Source organism: Nonomuraea sp. JJY05 (genome assembly GCF_043496855.1).
Classification (GTDB): domain Bacteria; phylum Actinomycetota; class Actinomycetes; order Streptosporangiales; family Streptosporangiaceae; genus Nonomuraea.
In genome coordinates, this window is the sequence record NZ_JBIEIS010000030.1 from 53,832 (window position 1) to 68,859 (window position 15,028).

The following is a 15,028-nucleotide window of genomic DNA, read 5'->3' on the forward strand; positions in this document are numbered from 1 at the left end:
CGGCGGGCCTCAGGACGCGGGGACGGAGAACTCGCCCTGCGGCAGTCGCGGGGCGCGGCGGTGGATCAGGATGTCGGCCCGTGCCGCCATGGCGTCGGCGACGAAGGGCTGTGACAGCAGGTAGAACTCGTCGGCCGCGGCCTGGTCGAAGAACTCGCGGGCGGCGTCGAGCGGGTCCATCGCCTGGGCCTTGATCTGCAGCATGGACGCGCGATGGTCTTCTGCGGCGGCAACGTCACCCTGTTCGACGGCGCCGGCGGACTCGAAGATGTTCGAGGCCACGGCCCCGGGAAGCACCGCCTGGACGTGGACGTGCTGCCCGTGCCCGGCGAGCTCGACCTCCTGGCGCAGGCATTCGGTGAGCGCCAGGACAGCGTGCTTGCTCATGATGTACGGCGCCTGCAGAGGGCTGGCGCCGACCCCGCCGATGGACGACAGGTTCCACACCCACGAGCGGCCCGGTTCGGCCATCATGCGCGGCAGGAACGCCTTGATGCCGTGGAAGACGCCGCTGATGTTGATCGACAAGAGGCGCTCCCAGTTGGCGGCGGGGGTGTCCCACAGGTAGCCGAACTGTTCGACGCCGGCGTTGTTCACCAGGAGCCTGACCGGACCGGCGTCTCGCAAGGCGGTCGCGGCCAGGCGTTCGACGGCGTCGGGATCGCGCACGTCGCAGACGACGTCGAGGGCGCGGGCGCCGTCCTGCTCCAGCTCGGCCCGCAGAGCGGCGATCGCGGTGGCATCGACGTCGGCGAGCACGACCGTCATGCCGAGCTCACGGGCCGCGTACCGGGCCAGGCCGGCGCCGATGCCCGCACCGGCTCCGGTGATGACCGCGACGCCGCCGCCGAACAGCTCTCGTGGGGTACTCATCGCATGTTCCCTTCACGCTCGTCGACGATCTCGCGGATGGCGCGTACCACGGGCTCGAAGGTGCTGCCGGGACCCGCGCTCACCGGGGCGTCCATGTTGTTGTGGCAGATCGCGACCGCGATCCGGTCGCGCAGATCGGCCCAGGCGACGGAGCCTCCCGCGCCGGGGCTGTAGATGACGGAGCGGTGGTCCCCCACGAGCGGGTCGGAGGCGCCCGGCTCGCCGCCGAGCCAGAACCCGTTCGCGCCGAACCACACCGGGATCGTCAGTACCCGGTCGGGGGCGTGCGCGTCCGTGCGTGGGCGGGTGAACGTGGCGACCCTGTCGGGCGACAGCAGCCGGACGCCGTCCAGTTGCCCGCCTTCGGCCAGCATCGCGAAGATCCTGGCCACCGAGTTCGCGGTGGCGATCGCGCCCGCTCCGGGATCCACGGCCTGTTGCATGACCGGCTGGTTGTGCACGTCGGAGCCGGGGAAGACGGCCTGGGGGCTGATGTTGTGCTCGTCGGAGATCGCGAACGCGTTGCCTCCGTACAGGGTGGCCACCCGTCCGAGGTCATTGTCGGAGACACCGAGGTGGAAGTCGGTGACGCCGAGCGGCGCGCAGATCTCCTCGGTGACGAAGACGTCGAAGGGCCGGTGCGCGGGATCGGTGCGGCGCACGACCTCGCCGACGATCCAGCCCCAGACCAGGACGTGGTAGGCGCTGGTCGTGCCCGGCTCGTACAGCGGGGTGAAGCCGGCGATCCGGTCCGTCATCCACTCCCAGTCGGCCAGCGCCTCCGGGGTGACGCCCTCGGGCATCTGCGGGATGCCTGCCCGGTGCGACAGGGCCTGCTCGACCGTGATGGCCTGCTTGCCGCCTGCGGCGAATTCCGGCCAGTACCGGGCGATCGGCGCCTGCAGGTCGACCAGCCCGCGCTCGGCCTGCAGGTGGAGCGCGGTCGCGGTGACGCCCTTGGTCACGGAGAACACCGGGAACAGGGTGCGCTCGTCGACGGGTGCGCCCGTGGTGACGTCGGTGACTCCGGCGACGGCGTCGGCGATCAGCTCGCCGCGGTGGTAGGCGGCCACGGCGATGCCGATCTCCCCCAGATCAAGCACGCGATCAAGAGCCTTGCTGAGGCGAGGATCGGTGGTTGTCATGTGCTGTCCCCCTGCGGTGAGCGGCATCGCTTGCGGGCTGGTGACCCGACGCTAGGGCGGAGGCGACGCCGTTGCGGGACGGTGTTCCGGTGAGTGGACGGCTTGTGCGTCTCAGGTCGTCACCTCACGGCGTGCCAGCAGCCAGTGACCGTCCTGACCCCGCCTGAGCTCGTCGCGGTAGGAGCCGATGGTGACGATCGCCGCGGGCGGGCCGGCGGACACGAGCAGGAAGTAGGACAGCGCCGTGGCGCGGTCGCCGGTGGCGTGCACCTCCAGGTTGGTGATCACATGCCGGTTGCCCGAGTCCGGGCCGGCGTGCCCGAGCTCGCGCATCCGGGTCAGCCCAGCGACGGTCTGCTCGCGTCCGCACCAGTGCGCGCCGGCCATCGCCCACTCGACGTCGTCGGTGAGCAGGACGCCGAGGTCGTGCGGGGTGCCCTCGTCGGCCAGACGGGCGAACGCGTGCAGGAGGTTGGCGATATCGGAGGTCATGGAGACGTACTGTCCTCTTGATCGCGGTCGTCCGAGGGCGGACGTCCACTGAGCGGACGCCTCGACGCAGGCGGCGACCGGCGTCGGGCAGGGTGGGAGGCAAATTCATCCCCGATGTTGCGGAGGCCGTTCGTGCGAGCAGACAGCGAGGATCTGTCGGTCACGGTGGAGAACGGGGTCGGGCTCCTGGAGATGCGCCGGCCTCCCGCCAACTACTTCGACGAGCATCTCATCGGCCTGCTCGTGGACGCCGCCCGCGACCTGGACGGCAGCGCGGACTGCCGGGTGCTCGTCCTGGCCTCCGAGGGCAAGCACTTCTGCGCCGGCGCCGACTTCGGGACGGGCGGTGCCTTCGACGGCGACCGGGTCGCCGTGTCGGAGCGCCTGTACCGGCGGGCGGCGCAGTTATTCGAGATCCGGACCCCGATCATCGCCGCGGTCCAGGGAGCTGCCGTGGGCGGAGGGCTGGGGCTGGCCTGCGCGGCCGACTTCCGGGTCGCCGATGAGAACACCCGGTTCGTCGCGAACTTCGCGATGCTGGGTTTTCATCAGGGGTTCGGGCTGAGCGTGACGCTGCCGGAGATCGTCGGCCGGCAGGCGGCGGCCGACATGCTGCTGAGCGCCCGGCCGGTGCGCGGCCAGGAGGCACATCAAATCGGGCTGGCCGACCGGCTGGCCGAGCCCGGCCGGCAGCGCGAGCACGCGCTGGCCTGGGCAGGCGAGCTGGCGTCGGCGGCGCCGCTGGCGGTGAGGTCGATCCGCTCGACGCTGCGGGCCGGTCTGGCATGCCGTGTCGCCGAGGCTCTGGAGCACGAGCTGGCCGAGCAGGCGCGGCTGTGGGCGACCGCGGACTGCGCCGAGGGCATCGCGGCGAGCCTTGAGCGGCGTTCCCCGGTGTTCCGCGGGGAGTGACCACGCTTGGGGGTGCGGTAGTCCCGCACCCCTCGTGCGTGACTATCAGCTTTCGGATGATGAGGTGAACATGTAGTCGCGTGGCTCCGGCGCGCGCAGCATGGCCCAGTAGTCGACCAGTCGCCACGGGCAGGCCACCCAGGCACGTCCGGCTTTGTTGCGGTAGTACCCGCTCGCCGTACCGCCGTGTTTCCAGACGGTCTTGTCCAGTTCTTCATCGACGCGCCGGTTGTAGTCCTCGGTCGCCTCCCGCGTCGGCTCCATCGCGGAGTGACCGTTCTCGACGAGGTACTGCAGGCTCTCCACGACGTAGTGGACATGCTCCTCGCTGGTGACGTTGTGGCCGCCGCCGTGGTTGGGTGCGGCGTTCGGGCCTGCGGTGACGAAGAAGTTGGGAAAGCCCGGCACCGTGATGCCCAGATACGCCCTCGGGTTCTCCTCTGCCCACTCCTCGGACAGTCTGACGCCGCCGCGGCCCACGACGTCGAGGAAGCCGAGGTATTCGAGCCTGAAGCCGGTGGCCCAGATGATGACGTCGGCGGCGATGAACTCCCCCTCCGTCGTCACCACGCCGTCCGGGCGGATCTGCCGCAACGATCCGCGGTGCAGCGACACGTTGTCGCGCTTGACGGCTTCGAAGAAGCCGGGGTCCTTGACGATCCGCTTGGCGAACGGCGGGAAGTCCGGCGTCAGCATCTCCTTCAGATCGGGACGGTCGGCGAACGACCGGTCGAGGTAATCCAGGCAGACCTGCATCACCATGTCGTTGGCCGGGGACGACGAGACGTGCGTGGCGTACCACTCCTCGTCGATGCGCGGGACGGACCAGCCCTTGTCCGCGGCCCACCAGTAGGTCTTGACGCGGAACCACTGGTGGAAGTACGGGATGTGCTCCAGCGCCCACCTCATGCCCTCGGGCACGTCGGCGGCGACCTTACCCTCAGGGATGACCCAGTGCGGCTGGCGCATCACGACGTCCAAGGACTCGACCTGCTCGGCGATGGAGGCCACCACCTGGACGGACGTGCAGCCGGTGCCCAGGACGACCACCCGCTTTCCGCTCAGGTCCACGTCATGGCGCCACTCGGCGGTGTGCATCGTCTCGCCTTCGAAGGTGTCCATGCCGTCGATGTCGGGGATGGCAGCCGCGTTGAGCACGCCGGTGGCGGTGACCACGGCGTTGGCTCGACGCGTGCGCACGGAGCCGTCCTTGTGGCGGACGGTGACCTCCCAGATCTGGTCGTCCTCCTGCCAGCGGCAGCCGAGCACCTTCGTCGAGAAGGTGATGTGCGGGTAGAGGTCGTACTTGCCGGCCACGTGGCGCAGGTAGCGGAGGTACTCCGGTCCCGTCGGGTAGTACTTCGACCAGCCGGGGTTGAGCTCGAACGAGTACGAGTAGAAGTGGCTCGGCGTGTCGACGGCCGAGCCCGGATAGGTGTTGCGCGACCACGTTCCGCCGAGGTCGTCGCGTTCTTCGAACACCTGGTACCGGAAGCCGGCCTGGCCGAGTTTGATCGCGGCGTTCAGGCCGATCATGCCGCAGCCGATGATCGCGACGGTGAAGTCGGCCGGCGGCTTGCGGGTGGCCGGAACGACCCGTCGGGCGGGCTCGAAGCCGCCCTGCTCGCGCAGGTGGGGGACGTACTCGTCGCCGACGGCGTCGTCCACGCACAGCTCCGCCATCCGGCGGAACAGCTCGTCGTCGGGTACGGCGATTCGGGGGATCAGCGGCCCGTGGAGCAGGTGCCGGGCGCGCTCGCGCACCTCGGCCGCAACCGCCGCGGGGTACTCCCCCATGATCGCCTGCGTGTGACGGCGCTCCTGGTCGAGCCTTGCCTTGAACTCGTCGAGGAGACGGGTATCCCCGCTGTGGTGGATCAGCGCCATCAGCAGGGCGCCCGGCTCGGCGACGTCGATGGCCGCGTCGAGGGCCTCGCGATCGACATCGGTCACGCGGGCCAGCACGTAGGTGGGGTCGTCCGGGGATATCAAGGTCATGGGTCACCGGTCTCTTGGTATGGGGGGTGATTCAGCAGGCACGCGTGATCGTGGCGACACGCGCGGCCCGTCCGGGGCGGCGGGCCAGTCCGGAGGCGGCGTACCAGATGTCCATGGCGGCGATGCGCACCGCATCGCCCGCTTCCTGTGCCGGCATCGTCTCGGCAGGCCCGCACAGTGACAGAGCCGCGCGCAGGTCGCTGCCCGATGGGCCGATGGAGGCCGCCACCGCGGTGATCCCCGCGGTGCAACCCTGGACGTCAAGGGCGACGCCGCCTCGGTCGCGCACGCGTTCCAGGTCGCGTCGCAGCTGGGTGAGGGTGTGGACGCCGTACACGGTGGCCGGAGGCGGGAAGGTCAGGTCCGGCCACTCACCTTCGGTGACTTGCGCGAGGATGGCACGGCCCGCAGCCGAGTGCACGGCGGGCTGGCGCCCTCCGGAGCGCCAGCCCTCCCCCCTCTCCGGCCAGTCGCCGATGCGCTCCAGGTGCAGCACCTCGCCCGACATCAACGCGCTCAGGTGCACCGTCAAGCCGGTGGAGCGGTGCAGGGTGTACATGAAGGGAAGGCAGACCTGGTGCAGGCGCTCGCGCTGGACGACCTTGCTGCCCAGCTCGAACATGCGCAGTCCCAGGCGGTACTGGTAGCCCTCCCGATCCACCCAGCCGAGCTCCACCAGCCGTTGCAGGATCCGGTGCGCCGACGAACGCGGCAGATCGGCCTGCCGCGCGATCTGCGCCAGGGTGAGCCGAGGGTGGCCGTCGAAGACCTGCAGCAGGGACGCCACCCTGTCGATCATGGTGATGGGCGAGCCAGGGCTCTGTGCCGTGGTCATGCTTTGCCTCCCCGGCCGCATCGCCGGTTGCACATTGTGCCTGTATGGCACAAACTGACACCTCGTGAGCTTACGACCCGGTTGCAGCGGTGTAAACACATTGGATCCAGTTTCCGCATACGAAATGTGGATCGGGATGGTGCCAAGCCTCTGGGAGACTGGGAGGCTGTGAGGTGTTGCCCATGACCAAGCCCATCCGGCAGAGCTTGACGGAGCGGCGTACCGAGGAACTCCGTATGACGATCGCTCACAAGGCGGCCGAAATCTTCGTCGCCGATGGCGACACCTCGGCGACGGTCGAGCGCATCGCCGAGGCGGCGGGCATCGCCACCCGCACGTTCTACCGTCACTTCCCGGTGAAGGAGGATGTCGTCCGGCCGCTGTTCCGCCACAGCTCGCAGCTGGTCATCAGGGCTCTGCGGGAGGCGCCCTGCGACGGGGATCTCATCGAGGTGCTGGTCGGGGTGTGGATGTCGGCGCTGGAGGAGGAGACCGTCGGCCCTTCCGAGCGTCGCTTCCTGGCGGTGATGGCCGCCAGTCCGCAGTACAGGCTGCGCTGGATGGAAGTCGACGAGGAGCTGTCCGAGGCTGTGGCGGAATTCCTCGGTAAGCGCCTCGGGTGGGGCGAGCGTCCGCTGGAACGCTCGCTGCCCGCCTACCTCGTGGTGCAGGCCACCCGGCATGTCTTCATGCAGTGGATCGTCTCCGACTCCGGCCAGGAGATCGCTGATCTGCTGCGGGAGGCTTTTCGCATGGTGCTCGACGGCGTCCGCACGGTCGCCGTCGCCCGGCCCTCCTCAGGGTGAGTGCGGCCCGAAGGCCCCCGAACGGCCGAGCGCCGAGATCCGCTCCGGGCTGTAGCCCAGCTCGGTCAGAACGCGGCCAGTGTCGGCCCCTGCCGCCGCAGGGGCACGTGGCGGCACCGCCGCCGACCGGCCCAGCTTGATCGGAACCCCGACACCGCGGTACGTCCCGTCCTGGACGACCATGGCGCGGTGCCGGGTGTGCGGCGCGGACAGCGCGCCGTCGATGTCGTGCACCGGGCTCGCCGGCACGCCGCGCGCCGCCAGCTCTTCGGCGAGGTCGCCGGCATCGTGCAGCAGGAAGACGGGCTCCAGTTCCGCCAGCAACTCCGCGCGACGGCTCACCCGGTCCTTGTTGCGCCGGAAGCGCGGATCGCCGGCCAGGTGCGGGCGGCCGAGCACCTCGGTGAGCGCGGCGAACTGGGCATCGCTGGCGGCGGCGACGAACAGGCGGCCCTGCCCCGCGGTGCGGAACACCTGGTAGGGCGCCACGGTCGGATGCGCGGCGCCGGTCCTCTCGGGCACCTCGCCGGACTGCAGGTAGGTGGCGGAGTGCGGATGCAGGATCGACAGGACCGCGTCGAACAGCGTCACGTCCACGAGCTGGCCCCGCCCGCTGCCTGCGCGTTCCAGCAAGGCCAGCAGCACACCGGCGAACGCCTGGTGCGCCGCGGTGAGGTCCACGATGGGCACCCCGACGCGTAGCGGGTCGCCGTCGCGCTCGCCGTTCAGGCTCATCAGCCCGCCGTAGCCTTGGAGCACGGCGTCGTAGCCGGGCAGACCGCCGAGAGGGCCGTCGACGCCGTAACCTGTGATGCGGCAGTAGACCAGCCGGGGGAATTCCCGCGCCAGCCGGGACTCGTACCCCAGCCCCCACCCCTCCATCGTCCCCGCCTTGAAGTTCTCCACGACCACGTCCGCCCGGGCGATGAGATCGTGCAGCACCTCACGGCCCGGCCGCGTGCGCAGATCGAGCACGACGTTGGCCTTGTTGCGGTTGAGGCCCTGGTAGTAGGCGCTGGTCGTCTCGGCCTCGTCGACGAACGGCGGGCCCCACCGGCGGGTCTCGTCACCCGCGGGCGCCTCCACTTTGATCACCTCCGCGCCATGGTCGGCCAGCATCTGCGCGCACAACGGCCCTGCCAGGACCCGGCTCAGGTCGAGCACCCGTACTCCGCGGACGGCACCGCTCATCTGGCACTCCCTGTCAGCAGCGGCCACCAGGTGCGGTCGTGGAGGGCGGCGGCCAGGTGGTCGTGCCAGTCGCTCTCGTTGCCGAACTCGTCGCGCCAGGCCCACAGCCGCGTGGTCACCGCCCCGAGGTGGTGCTCGCTGGAGTAGCCGAGCGCGCCGTGCAGCTGATGGCCGATCGCGGCGACCTGCTGCGCGCCGGCCGAGGCGGTCGCCTTCGCCGCGGCGATGGCCACCTCGGCGTCCGCGTCCTCGTGCTCGACCGCGGCCACGGCGGCCTCCGCGCTCACCTGCATCGCGGTGACCTCCGCGGCCAGCGCCGCCAGGTGCTGCTGCACCGCCTGGAAGCGGGCGAGCGGGCGGCCGAACTGCTCGCGTTCGGTGACGTAGTGGCGGGCGGAGACCAGCACCGCGCGGGCCGCCGCCGCGAGCTGGACGGACCTGGCCAGCGCGCCCCGCATCAGCAGCGCGGTGGTGTCCAGGCCGGGCGGCGCGGCGGCGGACGCGGCTGCCACCGCTCCTTCCAGGACCAGCAGGTCGCGTGGTTCGCCGGCCAGGTTCTCCGCCGTCACCAGCTCCGCCCCGGCATCGCCGGGGATGACGGCGACCATGTACTCCCCTGCGCACCGGACCATCGTGACGACATGGCCGGCGTGCCGGGCCCACGGCACGCGAAGGCGTCCTGACAGCCGCAGCACACCGTCCTGCCAGTGCCCGCGAGCCTCATCGAGCGATGCGACGGCCAGGCCTCCGGGCACGGACAACCCGGCGCGGGCCAGCAGCCAACCTGCGAGGAAAGCGGTCTCTGCCACCGGCACAGGGACGGCGTGAAAGGCCGCGACATCCACCACGACCGCCAGCTCGCCAAGGCTGCCCCCGCTGCCGCCGGCCGCCTCGGGAACGCCGACGAGGTGGAATCCTCCCTCGCTCAGTTGCTTCCACGCCCTCTGGTGGCCGGTATGGCCCTCACCCTGTCCGCCCAGGAGGGCGGTCACCGCGGCGCGGATCTCCGCGCGCAGATCCTCGTTCATCGGACCCCCAGTCCGCGTGCCACGACCGAGCGAAGGATCTCGTTGCTTCCGCCACGCAGGGTGAAGGCCGGGGAGTGCAGGATCGCCTCGGCGAGAAGTCCTTCCAGGCCCGATCCGTTCTTGCGGGGTTCGATGCCCGCCAGCCTCCGTACGGTCTCGACCACGTCTCCTTCGAAGCGGGATCCGAGATCCTTCACCAGCGCGGCGGCGATCTCGGTCGGCCGCCCCTCGGCCAGGGCCGCCGCCACGGACAACGACATCTGGCGCAGGGTCCAGGCGCGTGCCGTGAGCCTGCCCAGCTCACGCTCCGCCGCCGCACCGCCGCCCTGCCCGCGCAGCTGTTCCGCCCACTCTCGCAGGAGCGGCACCGTGCTCATGTAGCGCTCGGGCCCGGACCGTTCGTGCGCCAGCTCGGCGGTGACCTGCCGCCACCCCGCGCCGCGCTCGCCCAGCAGGCTGTCCTCAGCGACGACGGCCGCGTCGAAGATCACCTCGTTGAAGTGGTGCTCCCCGTCGATGGTGTGGATAGGGCGGATCTCGACGCCTGGTGCCGGCAGGTCCACGACGAACTGCGACAGCCCCGAGTGCCGGTCCGCCGGCGAGCCGTCCGTACGGGCCAGGACGACGATCGCGTGTGCGAAGTGCGCCCCTGTCGTCCACACTTTCGTGCCGGTGATCTCCCACCCGCCTTCGACCTGCCGGGCGCGGGTGCGTACGGAGGCCAGGTCGGAGCCGGCGTCGGGCTCGCTCATCCCGATGGCGAAGTAGCACTCGCCGCGCGCGATCGCCGGCAGGTAGCGTTCCCGCTGCGCCTGGCTGCCGTGCCGCAGGATCGACGGCGCCATCTGGCGGTCGGCGATCCAGTGCGCGGCGACGGGCGCGCCCGCGGCCAGCAACTCCTCGGTCACCACGAACCGCTCCAGGGGTGACCGGTCATGGCCGCCGTAGGCGCTCGGCAACGTCATGCCGATCCAGCCGCGCGCGCCCAGCCGGCGGCTGAAGGCCGGATCGGCCACCGACATCCACGCGTCGCAGCGCGGGACGAAGGCGCCTGCCTCCAGCTCGTCGTCGAGGAAGCCGCGAACCTCGTCGCGAAGCCGTTGCGAGGCCGCGCTGAGGCGGTGTGGGGGAAGATGGATGGTCGTCGTCAACCGGACTCCTCCTTCAGTCCGGTTCACGCTATGAGGTCAGGGCCAGCCAAAAGGGACAATGTTCCGTTGAGCGGACAGTCAGCGTGCCGCGCCTGGGGCCAGCATCAGGCTCAACTGGTCCGCCGATCCCGCGCGATGCGTGTCCATCAGCTCCACCAGCCGCTCCACGTCTCCGGCGCCGAGGGCGGCGACCATCGCGCGATGCTCGGCCAGGATCCTTTCCCGTCCCGCCTCGTCATGGAGGTAGACCGCGTGATAGGGCAGCGCCCACGTCCAGATGCGCCTGATCTCGCTTACGACGAGATTCAGATCGCTCAAGGCGAAGATCGCGAAGTGGAACCGGCTGTTGAGGGTGCGCATGCGCGGCAGGTCCATCTCGGCGGCGGCCCGCTCGACCTCCTCGGCCAGGGCCGCGATCCGGTCGAGCTCGTCAGCGCCGGGCCGGGGCAGGCTGCGGATCACCTCCGTTTCCAGCAGCCGGCGCATGAGATAGACCTGGTCGAACTCCGAGCGGCTCAGCCGGGTCACGGCGAAGCCGACGTGTTGCTCGTGGACCACCAGGCCGTCCGCGGCGAGCTGTCGCAGTGCCTCGCGCACTGGCAGGCGGCTGACTCCCAGGGCGGCCGCCATGTGCTCCTGCCGGATCTGCTGGCCGGGCAGCAACTCCCCCGACACGATCATCTGCGTGATCTCGTCGACCACCCGCGCCACCACCTGACCGGCGGCAGGCGCGGCGGTGGGCGAAGTCTTCCTGGACGGCATGGCACTCCTCACGATCCCCCTCCACCGTAGGGGTTGAGCCACCCCGCACGCGCTCCGCTGTTCAGCTCGTGACGCTGCCGCCGTTGAGGTTGAGGGTCTGGCCGGTCATCCAGGAGGCCTCCGGCGAGGCGAGATAGACGACGGCCGCCCCGACGTCTTCCGGCGTGCCGAGCCTGCGGGTCGGGATTCGCCGCGCGAACTCCTCCGTACTGTCTCCGGCGACGTTGCTCTGCAGCCCGAGCGCGAGAGAGTTGGCGGTCACGCCGAACGGGGCGAACTCCTGGGACAGATGCCGGATGAAGCCCTCCACTCCGCTCTTGGCGGCCCCGTACAGCGAGATGCCCGCCGCCGAGCCGGTGCGCGCGGCGCCGGAGGAGATCTGGACGATCCGCCCCCAGCCCGCCTCGCACATGTCGTCGGCGACCGCCGACACGCAGTTCATGGCTCCGAACAGGTTGATCTCCACCGGCGCCCGCCACCGGTCCGGCGCGAGCGTGCGGAACGGTCCCTGCCCGAAGTCGGCGGGGATGCCCGCATTGTGGACCAGGATGTCGAGATGACGCCCGAACTCTGTGCGAGCCTGCCCGACGCCCTCCCGCACCGCCTCCAGATCGGTGACGTCGAAGACGACGGGCACAGCGCGTCCCCCGACGGAGGTGATCTCTTTGCTCACCGCTTCGGCACGCTCGGGCACCAGATCGTTGACCGCCACGGCAGCGCCCTGCGCGGCGAGCGCGCGGGCGATCCCTGCCCCCGCGTTCTGACCGGCTCCGGTCACCAACGCGGTACGGCCCGACAGATCGAACATCGTCTCTTCCCTTCCTCTGCACAATGACGGGCCGGGGCCTTCCCAGCCCTGTTCATGGCCGCACCAACCGGTTATCGGTGCTGGAGCAGCTCCACCAGGTGGCCTTCGGGGTCTTCGACCTGGGCGACGGTCATGCCGGCCTGCGGCACGGTCCTGGAGGCGACCCGCACGACTCCCCCGGCGGCCTCCGCCGCCCGCACCACCTGCTCGACGTCGTCGACGACGAAACCGAGCACGGTCTCACCAGGCTCGGGGCGTGCCTGGTGAGGGCGGTGGAGCAGGACTAGGGAAGGCTCCTCGTGGCCCGCGGCGCACAGGATCACCTCCTCGCGCGCTTCGGGCCCTTCCCCGCCGGAGACTCGGTGCTTGGTGACCAGGTCCAGCACCGTGGAGTAGAACGCGACCTCAGCTTCGAGATCGCCGACGAGGAGCTTGGTGAACGCGAAGCGCTGACCGACGGCCATGGTGCCTCCTGGAAGTGATGAGTCCCGTCGCGAAGGCCAGTACACCGGCCGGCGGGCGGCGGCGGACGCGAGTGTTCCACTGATTGGAAACCCCGCGCACCGCGCACTCCCGGTCTCATCGCGAGCCTCCCAGCGCGGTCTCCAGGTCGTTCTTCAGCTCCTCGGACGCGCAGGGGACGAAGTCGACGATCCGGTTGAGCGAATATGCGGCCGCCTCAGGGGCGGTGCCGTCGAGGGGGATGCCGGGGAAGTGCTTGGCGAACACCTCCGTCAGCGCCCGCCACACCGCCAGGTCGCCGGCGAGCGTCTTCAGCGGGGTGTCCATGGTGTACGGCTCGCGGGGGCCGTCCTTGTCGGGCAGTCCGCAGTCGAAGGAGCGGCTGCCGCCGGTGATCTCGGCGGTCTGGCCGTCGGGCAGTTCGACCAGGGCGTGGGTGCCGTCGGGAACGGTCACGTCGAGAGTGAACCGGTCGGTGACGCGCCAGCCGATGCGGACCTCCCCATGGACGGTCGTGCGGGTGAGGGTGGCGTGCGTGAGGCTGCCGCCGGGCTTGGGGGCGATGCGCATGCGCCGGTAACCGGGTTCGAGCGGGATCAGGCCGCCGACGATCTTGTGCAGCCAGTCGCAGACCGCGCCGAGGGCGTAGTGGTTGAGCGAGGTCATGCCGGTGGAGTTGAGGCTACCGTCGGGACGGACGGCGTCCCAGCGCTCCCAGATCGTGGTAGCGCCCATGGTGACCGGATACAGGAAGGAGGGACAGCCGGTTTCCAGGAGCAGCAGGTACGCCTCCTCCAGGTGGCCGGTCCTGCTGAGGGCGGGCAGGATCAGCGGAGTTCCCGCGAAGCCGGTGGAGATCTTGAATCCGGCCTTGGCGACCAGTTGCGCCAGACGCGTGCCGGCGTGCGCTTCTTGGGCGGTGTCGAGCAGGTCGAAACAGATGGCCAGTGCGTAGGCGGTGGCGGTCTCACCCGCGACGCGGCCGTTCTTGGTGACATATTCGGCGCGGAAGGCCTCCCGCGTCCTTTCGGCCAGCGACGCGAAGTGTCCGGCATCGGCCGTGCCCAGGATGCGGGCGGTGTCGGACATCTCGCGCGTGGTCTTGGCCAGGTAGGCGGCGGCCACCAGATGCCGGTCGGTCTTGCCGCCTCCGGCGTTCTCCGGGGGTGCGTCGGGGTCGAGCCAGTCGCCGAACTGGAAGCCGCTGTTCCACAGCCCCTTGTCGTCGAGCCTGGTCTCGACGTCTCGGATGAAGGCGGCCATGGAGTCGTAGCAGCGTCTGAGGATCTCGTCGTCGCCGTATTCCTGGAACAGGACCCACGGCAGACTGACCGCCACGTCGCTCCACAGGGCAGTGGGGGAAGAGGGCGTGGACAGCACGTCCGGCACCACCCAGGGCACGTAGCCCTTCTCGCGCTGCTCGGCGGCGAGGTCTTCCAGCCAGGAGCCGAGAACATCTCGAACGTCGTACAGGAACGCGGCAGTAGGGGCGAAGGCGTTGAGGTCGCCGGTCCAGCCGAGCCGTTCGTCGCGTTGCGGGCAGTCGGTCGGCACGCCGGCGAAGTTGCCGCGCATCGACCAGACGGCGTTCGCATGCAGGCGGTTGAGCAGGTCGTGGGAGGTGTCGAGCCAGCCGGTACGGCGCATGTCGCTGTGCACCACCACCGCTTTGACCTCGTCGAACGGGCCGTCAATCTCGGCGTAGCGGAAGCCGTGGAAGGTGAAGCGCGGCTCCCAGACCTCCTGGCCGCCGCCGCGCAGGGTGTAGCGATCGGTGGACCGGGCCGTGCGCAGGGTTTCGGTGTCGAGCGCGCCGTCTCGCAGGATCTCCGCGTGGCGGATCGTCACGCTCTGCCCGGCCTCGCCGGTGGTGGCCAGTCGTACCCAGCCGGAGATGTTCTGCCCGAAGTCGACGATCGTCTTGCCGTCCTTGACGAACGTCTCCACCGGGGCCAGCTCTTCGATCCGGCGGATCGGGGTGGCGACCATGGGCACCAGCGTGCCGAGATCCCAGTCGAAGAGCTCCACTGGCGACCAGACGCCGGTGAACCCCGGCAGGTTCCAGCCGTCCGGCTCTCGCCGTGCGTCATATGTCTCGCCGTCGTACAGGCTCGCGGCCAGCACCGCACCGGTGCCGGCCGTCCACTGCCCGTCGGTGGTGACGATCATTGTCTGCTCGCCGTAGGCGAGTTCCAGCCGCATGTACAAGGCGGGCCGCCGCGTGTAGTGGTGCCTCTTGCCCTCGAAGCCGAGGCGCCCGGCGGCCCAGCCCTCGCCGACGATCGCGCCCAAGGCGTTGGCGCCCGAGCGGATCAGCGGGGTGACGTCATAGGTGCTGACCTGGAGCCGGTGCCGGTAGGAGGTCCAGCCGGGCGCCAGCACCTCATCACCCACCCGTGTGCCGTTCAGATACGGCTCGACGATCCCCAGCGCGGTCACCTGGAGCCGGGCGCGGTCCGGCGGCCCGTCGGAGGTGAACTCGCGCCGGAAGTAAGGCGACTCGGCGGAGAACGGCGCTGTGACGAACGACATGAAGGCAAACTCCTCAGCAGAGGGACTTGAAAC

Annotated in this window: 14 protein-coding genes; 2 read left to right on the plus strand and 12 right to left on the minus strand. The window is 70.3% G+C overall.

The annotated features are described in order from the left end of the window. Positions 1 to 9 precede the first annotated feature (9 nt). From ACFKCF_RS38520 to ACFKCF_RS38530, 3 genes are all read right to left on the minus strand, one after another. Positions 10 to 873, minus strand: coding sequence for an SDR family NAD(P)-dependent oxidoreductase (locus ACFKCF_RS38520; protein WP_394500238.1), 864 nt, complete (start codon positions 871 to 873; stop codon positions 10 to 12). Further along, positions 870 to 2,018, minus strand: coding sequence for a serine hydrolase domain-containing protein (locus ACFKCF_RS38525; protein ID WP_394500239.1), 1,149 nt, complete (start codon positions 2,016 to 2,018; stop codon positions 870 to 872). Before ACFKCF_RS38525 ends, ACFKCF_RS38520 begins: the two co-directional genes overlap by 4 nt. A gap of 111 nt (positions 2,019 to 2,129) precedes the next feature. Continuing rightward, positions 2,130 to 2,510: a nuclear transport factor 2 family protein gene (locus ACFKCF_RS38530; RefSeq protein WP_394500240.1), complete on the minus strand. Its 381-nt coding sequence runs from the start codon at positions 2,508 to 2,510 to the stop codon at positions 2,130 to 2,132. Between the two features lie 132 nt (positions 2,511 to 2,642). Between ACFKCF_RS38530 and ACFKCF_RS38535 the strand changes: the two genes are divergently transcribed. Beyond that, on the plus strand, positions 2,643 to 3,422 hold the full coding sequence (locus ACFKCF_RS38535) for an enoyl-CoA hydratase/isomerase family protein (protein ID WP_394500241.1): 780 nt from the start codon (positions 2,643 to 2,645) through the stop codon (positions 3,420 to 3,422). Positions 3,423 to 3,467: 45 nt separating this feature from the next. Here the strand turns inward: ACFKCF_RS38535 and ACFKCF_RS38540 are convergent, their stop codons facing one another. Further along, positions 3,468 to 5,420: a flavin-containing monooxygenase gene (locus tag ACFKCF_RS38540; protein WP_394500242.1), complete on the minus strand. Its 1,953-nt coding sequence runs from the start codon at positions 5,418 to 5,420 to the stop codon at positions 3,468 to 3,470. 31 nt (positions 5,421 to 5,451) lie between these two features. After that, the gene (locus tag ACFKCF_RS38545; RefSeq protein ID WP_394500243.1) at positions 5,452 to 6,255 is read right to left on the minus strand and encodes an IclR family transcriptional regulator; all 804 of its coding nucleotides are present in this window, start codon (positions 6,253 to 6,255) and stop codon (positions 5,452 to 5,454) included. Positions 6,256 to 6,437: 182 nt separating this feature from the next. Here ACFKCF_RS38545 and ACFKCF_RS38550 point away from each other — a divergent pair, with 182 nt between their 5' ends. Next, positions 6,438 to 7,061, plus strand: a complete 624-nt coding sequence (locus ACFKCF_RS38550) for a TetR/AcrR family transcriptional regulator (protein WP_394500244.1) — start codon at positions 6,438 to 6,440, stop codon at positions 7,059 to 7,061. Here ACFKCF_RS38550 and ACFKCF_RS38555 read toward each other — a convergent pair. The 7 genes from ACFKCF_RS38555 to ACFKCF_RS38585 form a co-directional block, all read right to left on the minus strand. Next, a complete protein-coding gene (locus ACFKCF_RS38555) occupies positions 7,053 to 8,252 on the minus strand; it encodes a CaiB/BaiF CoA transferase family protein (RefSeq protein ID WP_394500245.1) in 1,200 nt (399 codons plus the stop codon). The two genes, ACFKCF_RS38550 and ACFKCF_RS38555, sit on opposite strands and share 9 nt — an antisense overlap. After that, positions 8,249 to 9,280, minus strand: a complete 1,032-nt coding sequence (locus ACFKCF_RS38560) for an acyl-CoA dehydrogenase family protein (protein ID WP_394500246.1) — start codon at positions 9,278 to 9,280, stop codon at positions 8,249 to 8,251. The genes ACFKCF_RS38555 and ACFKCF_RS38560 overlap by 4 nt, the downstream gene beginning before the upstream one ends. Beyond that, positions 9,277 to 10,431, minus strand: a complete 1,155-nt coding sequence (locus tag ACFKCF_RS38565; protein WP_394500247.1) for an acyl-CoA dehydrogenase family protein — start codon at positions 10,429 to 10,431, stop codon at positions 9,277 to 9,279. Before ACFKCF_RS38565 ends, ACFKCF_RS38560 begins: the two co-directional genes overlap by 4 nt. Positions 10,432 to 10,509: 78 nt before the next feature. Beyond that, positions 10,510 to 11,193: a GntR family transcriptional regulator gene (locus tag ACFKCF_RS38570; RefSeq protein WP_394500248.1), complete on the minus strand. Its 684-nt coding sequence runs from the start codon at positions 11,191 to 11,193 to the stop codon at positions 10,510 to 10,512. A gap of 61 nt (positions 11,194 to 11,254) precedes the next feature. Further along, positions 11,255 to 12,001 (minus strand): SDR family NAD(P)-dependent oxidoreductase, encoded by a 747-nt coding sequence (locus tag ACFKCF_RS38575; RefSeq protein ID WP_394500249.1) that lies wholly within the window; start codon positions 11,999 to 12,001, stop codon positions 11,255 to 11,257. Between the two features lie 71 nt (positions 12,002 to 12,072). Next, the gene (locus ACFKCF_RS38580) at positions 12,073 to 12,465 is read right to left on the minus strand and encodes a VOC family protein (protein ID WP_394500250.1); all 393 of its coding nucleotides are present in this window, start codon (positions 12,463 to 12,465) and stop codon (positions 12,073 to 12,075) included. Between the two features lie 115 nt (positions 12,466 to 12,580). Next, positions 12,581 to 14,995, minus strand: a complete 2,415-nt coding sequence (locus ACFKCF_RS38585) for a family 78 glycoside hydrolase catalytic domain (protein ID WP_394500251.1) — start codon at positions 14,993 to 14,995, stop codon at positions 12,581 to 12,583. Positions 14,996 to 15,028: the final 33 nt, after the last annotated feature.

What these genes read in the sequence shown, in the direction of transcription:
- ACFKCF_RS38520 (WP_394500238.1), bottom strand. Translation starts at nt 873, where the DNA reads ATGAGTACCCCACGAGAGCTGTTCGGCGGCGGCGTCGCGGTCATCACC.
- ACFKCF_RS38525 (WP_394500239.1), bottom strand. Translation starts at nt 2,018, where the DNA reads ATGACAACCACCGATCCTCGCCTCAGCAAGGCTCTTGATCGCGTGCTT.
- ACFKCF_RS38530 (WP_394500240.1), bottom strand. Translation starts at nt 2,510, where the DNA reads ATGACCTCCGATATCGCCAACCTCCTGCACGCGTTCGCCCGTCTGGCC.
- ACFKCF_RS38540 (WP_394500242.1), bottom strand. Translation starts at nt 5,420, where the DNA reads ATGACCTTGATATCCCCGGACGACCCCACCTACGTGCTGGCCCGCGTG.
- ACFKCF_RS38545 (WP_394500243.1), bottom strand. Translation starts at nt 6,255, where the DNA reads ATGACCACGGCACAGAGCCCTGGCTCGCCCATCACCATGATCGACAGG.
- ACFKCF_RS38550 (WP_394500244.1), top strand. Translation starts at nt 6,438, where the DNA reads ATGACCAAGCCCATCCGGCAGAGCTTGACGGAGCGGCGTACCGAGGAA.
- ACFKCF_RS38555 (WP_394500245.1), bottom strand. Translation starts at nt 8,252, where the DNA reads ATGAGCGGTGCCGTCCGCGGAGTACGGGTGCTCGACCTGAGCCGGGTC.
- ACFKCF_RS38560 (WP_394500246.1), bottom strand. Translation starts at nt 9,280, where the DNA reads ATGAACGAGGATCTGCGCGCGGAGATCCGCGCCGCGGTGACCGCCCTC.
- ACFKCF_RS38570 (WP_394500248.1), bottom strand. Translation starts at nt 11,193, where the DNA reads ATGCCGTCCAGGAAGACTTCGCCCACCGCCGCGCCTGCCGCCGGTCAG.
- ACFKCF_RS38575 (WP_394500249.1), bottom strand. Translation starts at nt 12,001, where the DNA reads ATGTTCGATCTGTCGGGCCGTACCGCGTTGGTGACCGGAGCCGGTCAG.
- ACFKCF_RS38580 (WP_394500250.1), bottom strand. Translation starts at nt 12,465, where the DNA reads ATGGCCGTCGGTCAGCGCTTCGCGTTCACCAAGCTCCTCGTCGGCGAT.
- ACFKCF_RS38585 (WP_394500251.1), bottom strand. Translation starts at nt 14,995, where the DNA reads ATGTCGTTCGTCACAGCGCCGTTCTCCGCCGAGTCGCCTTACTTCCGG.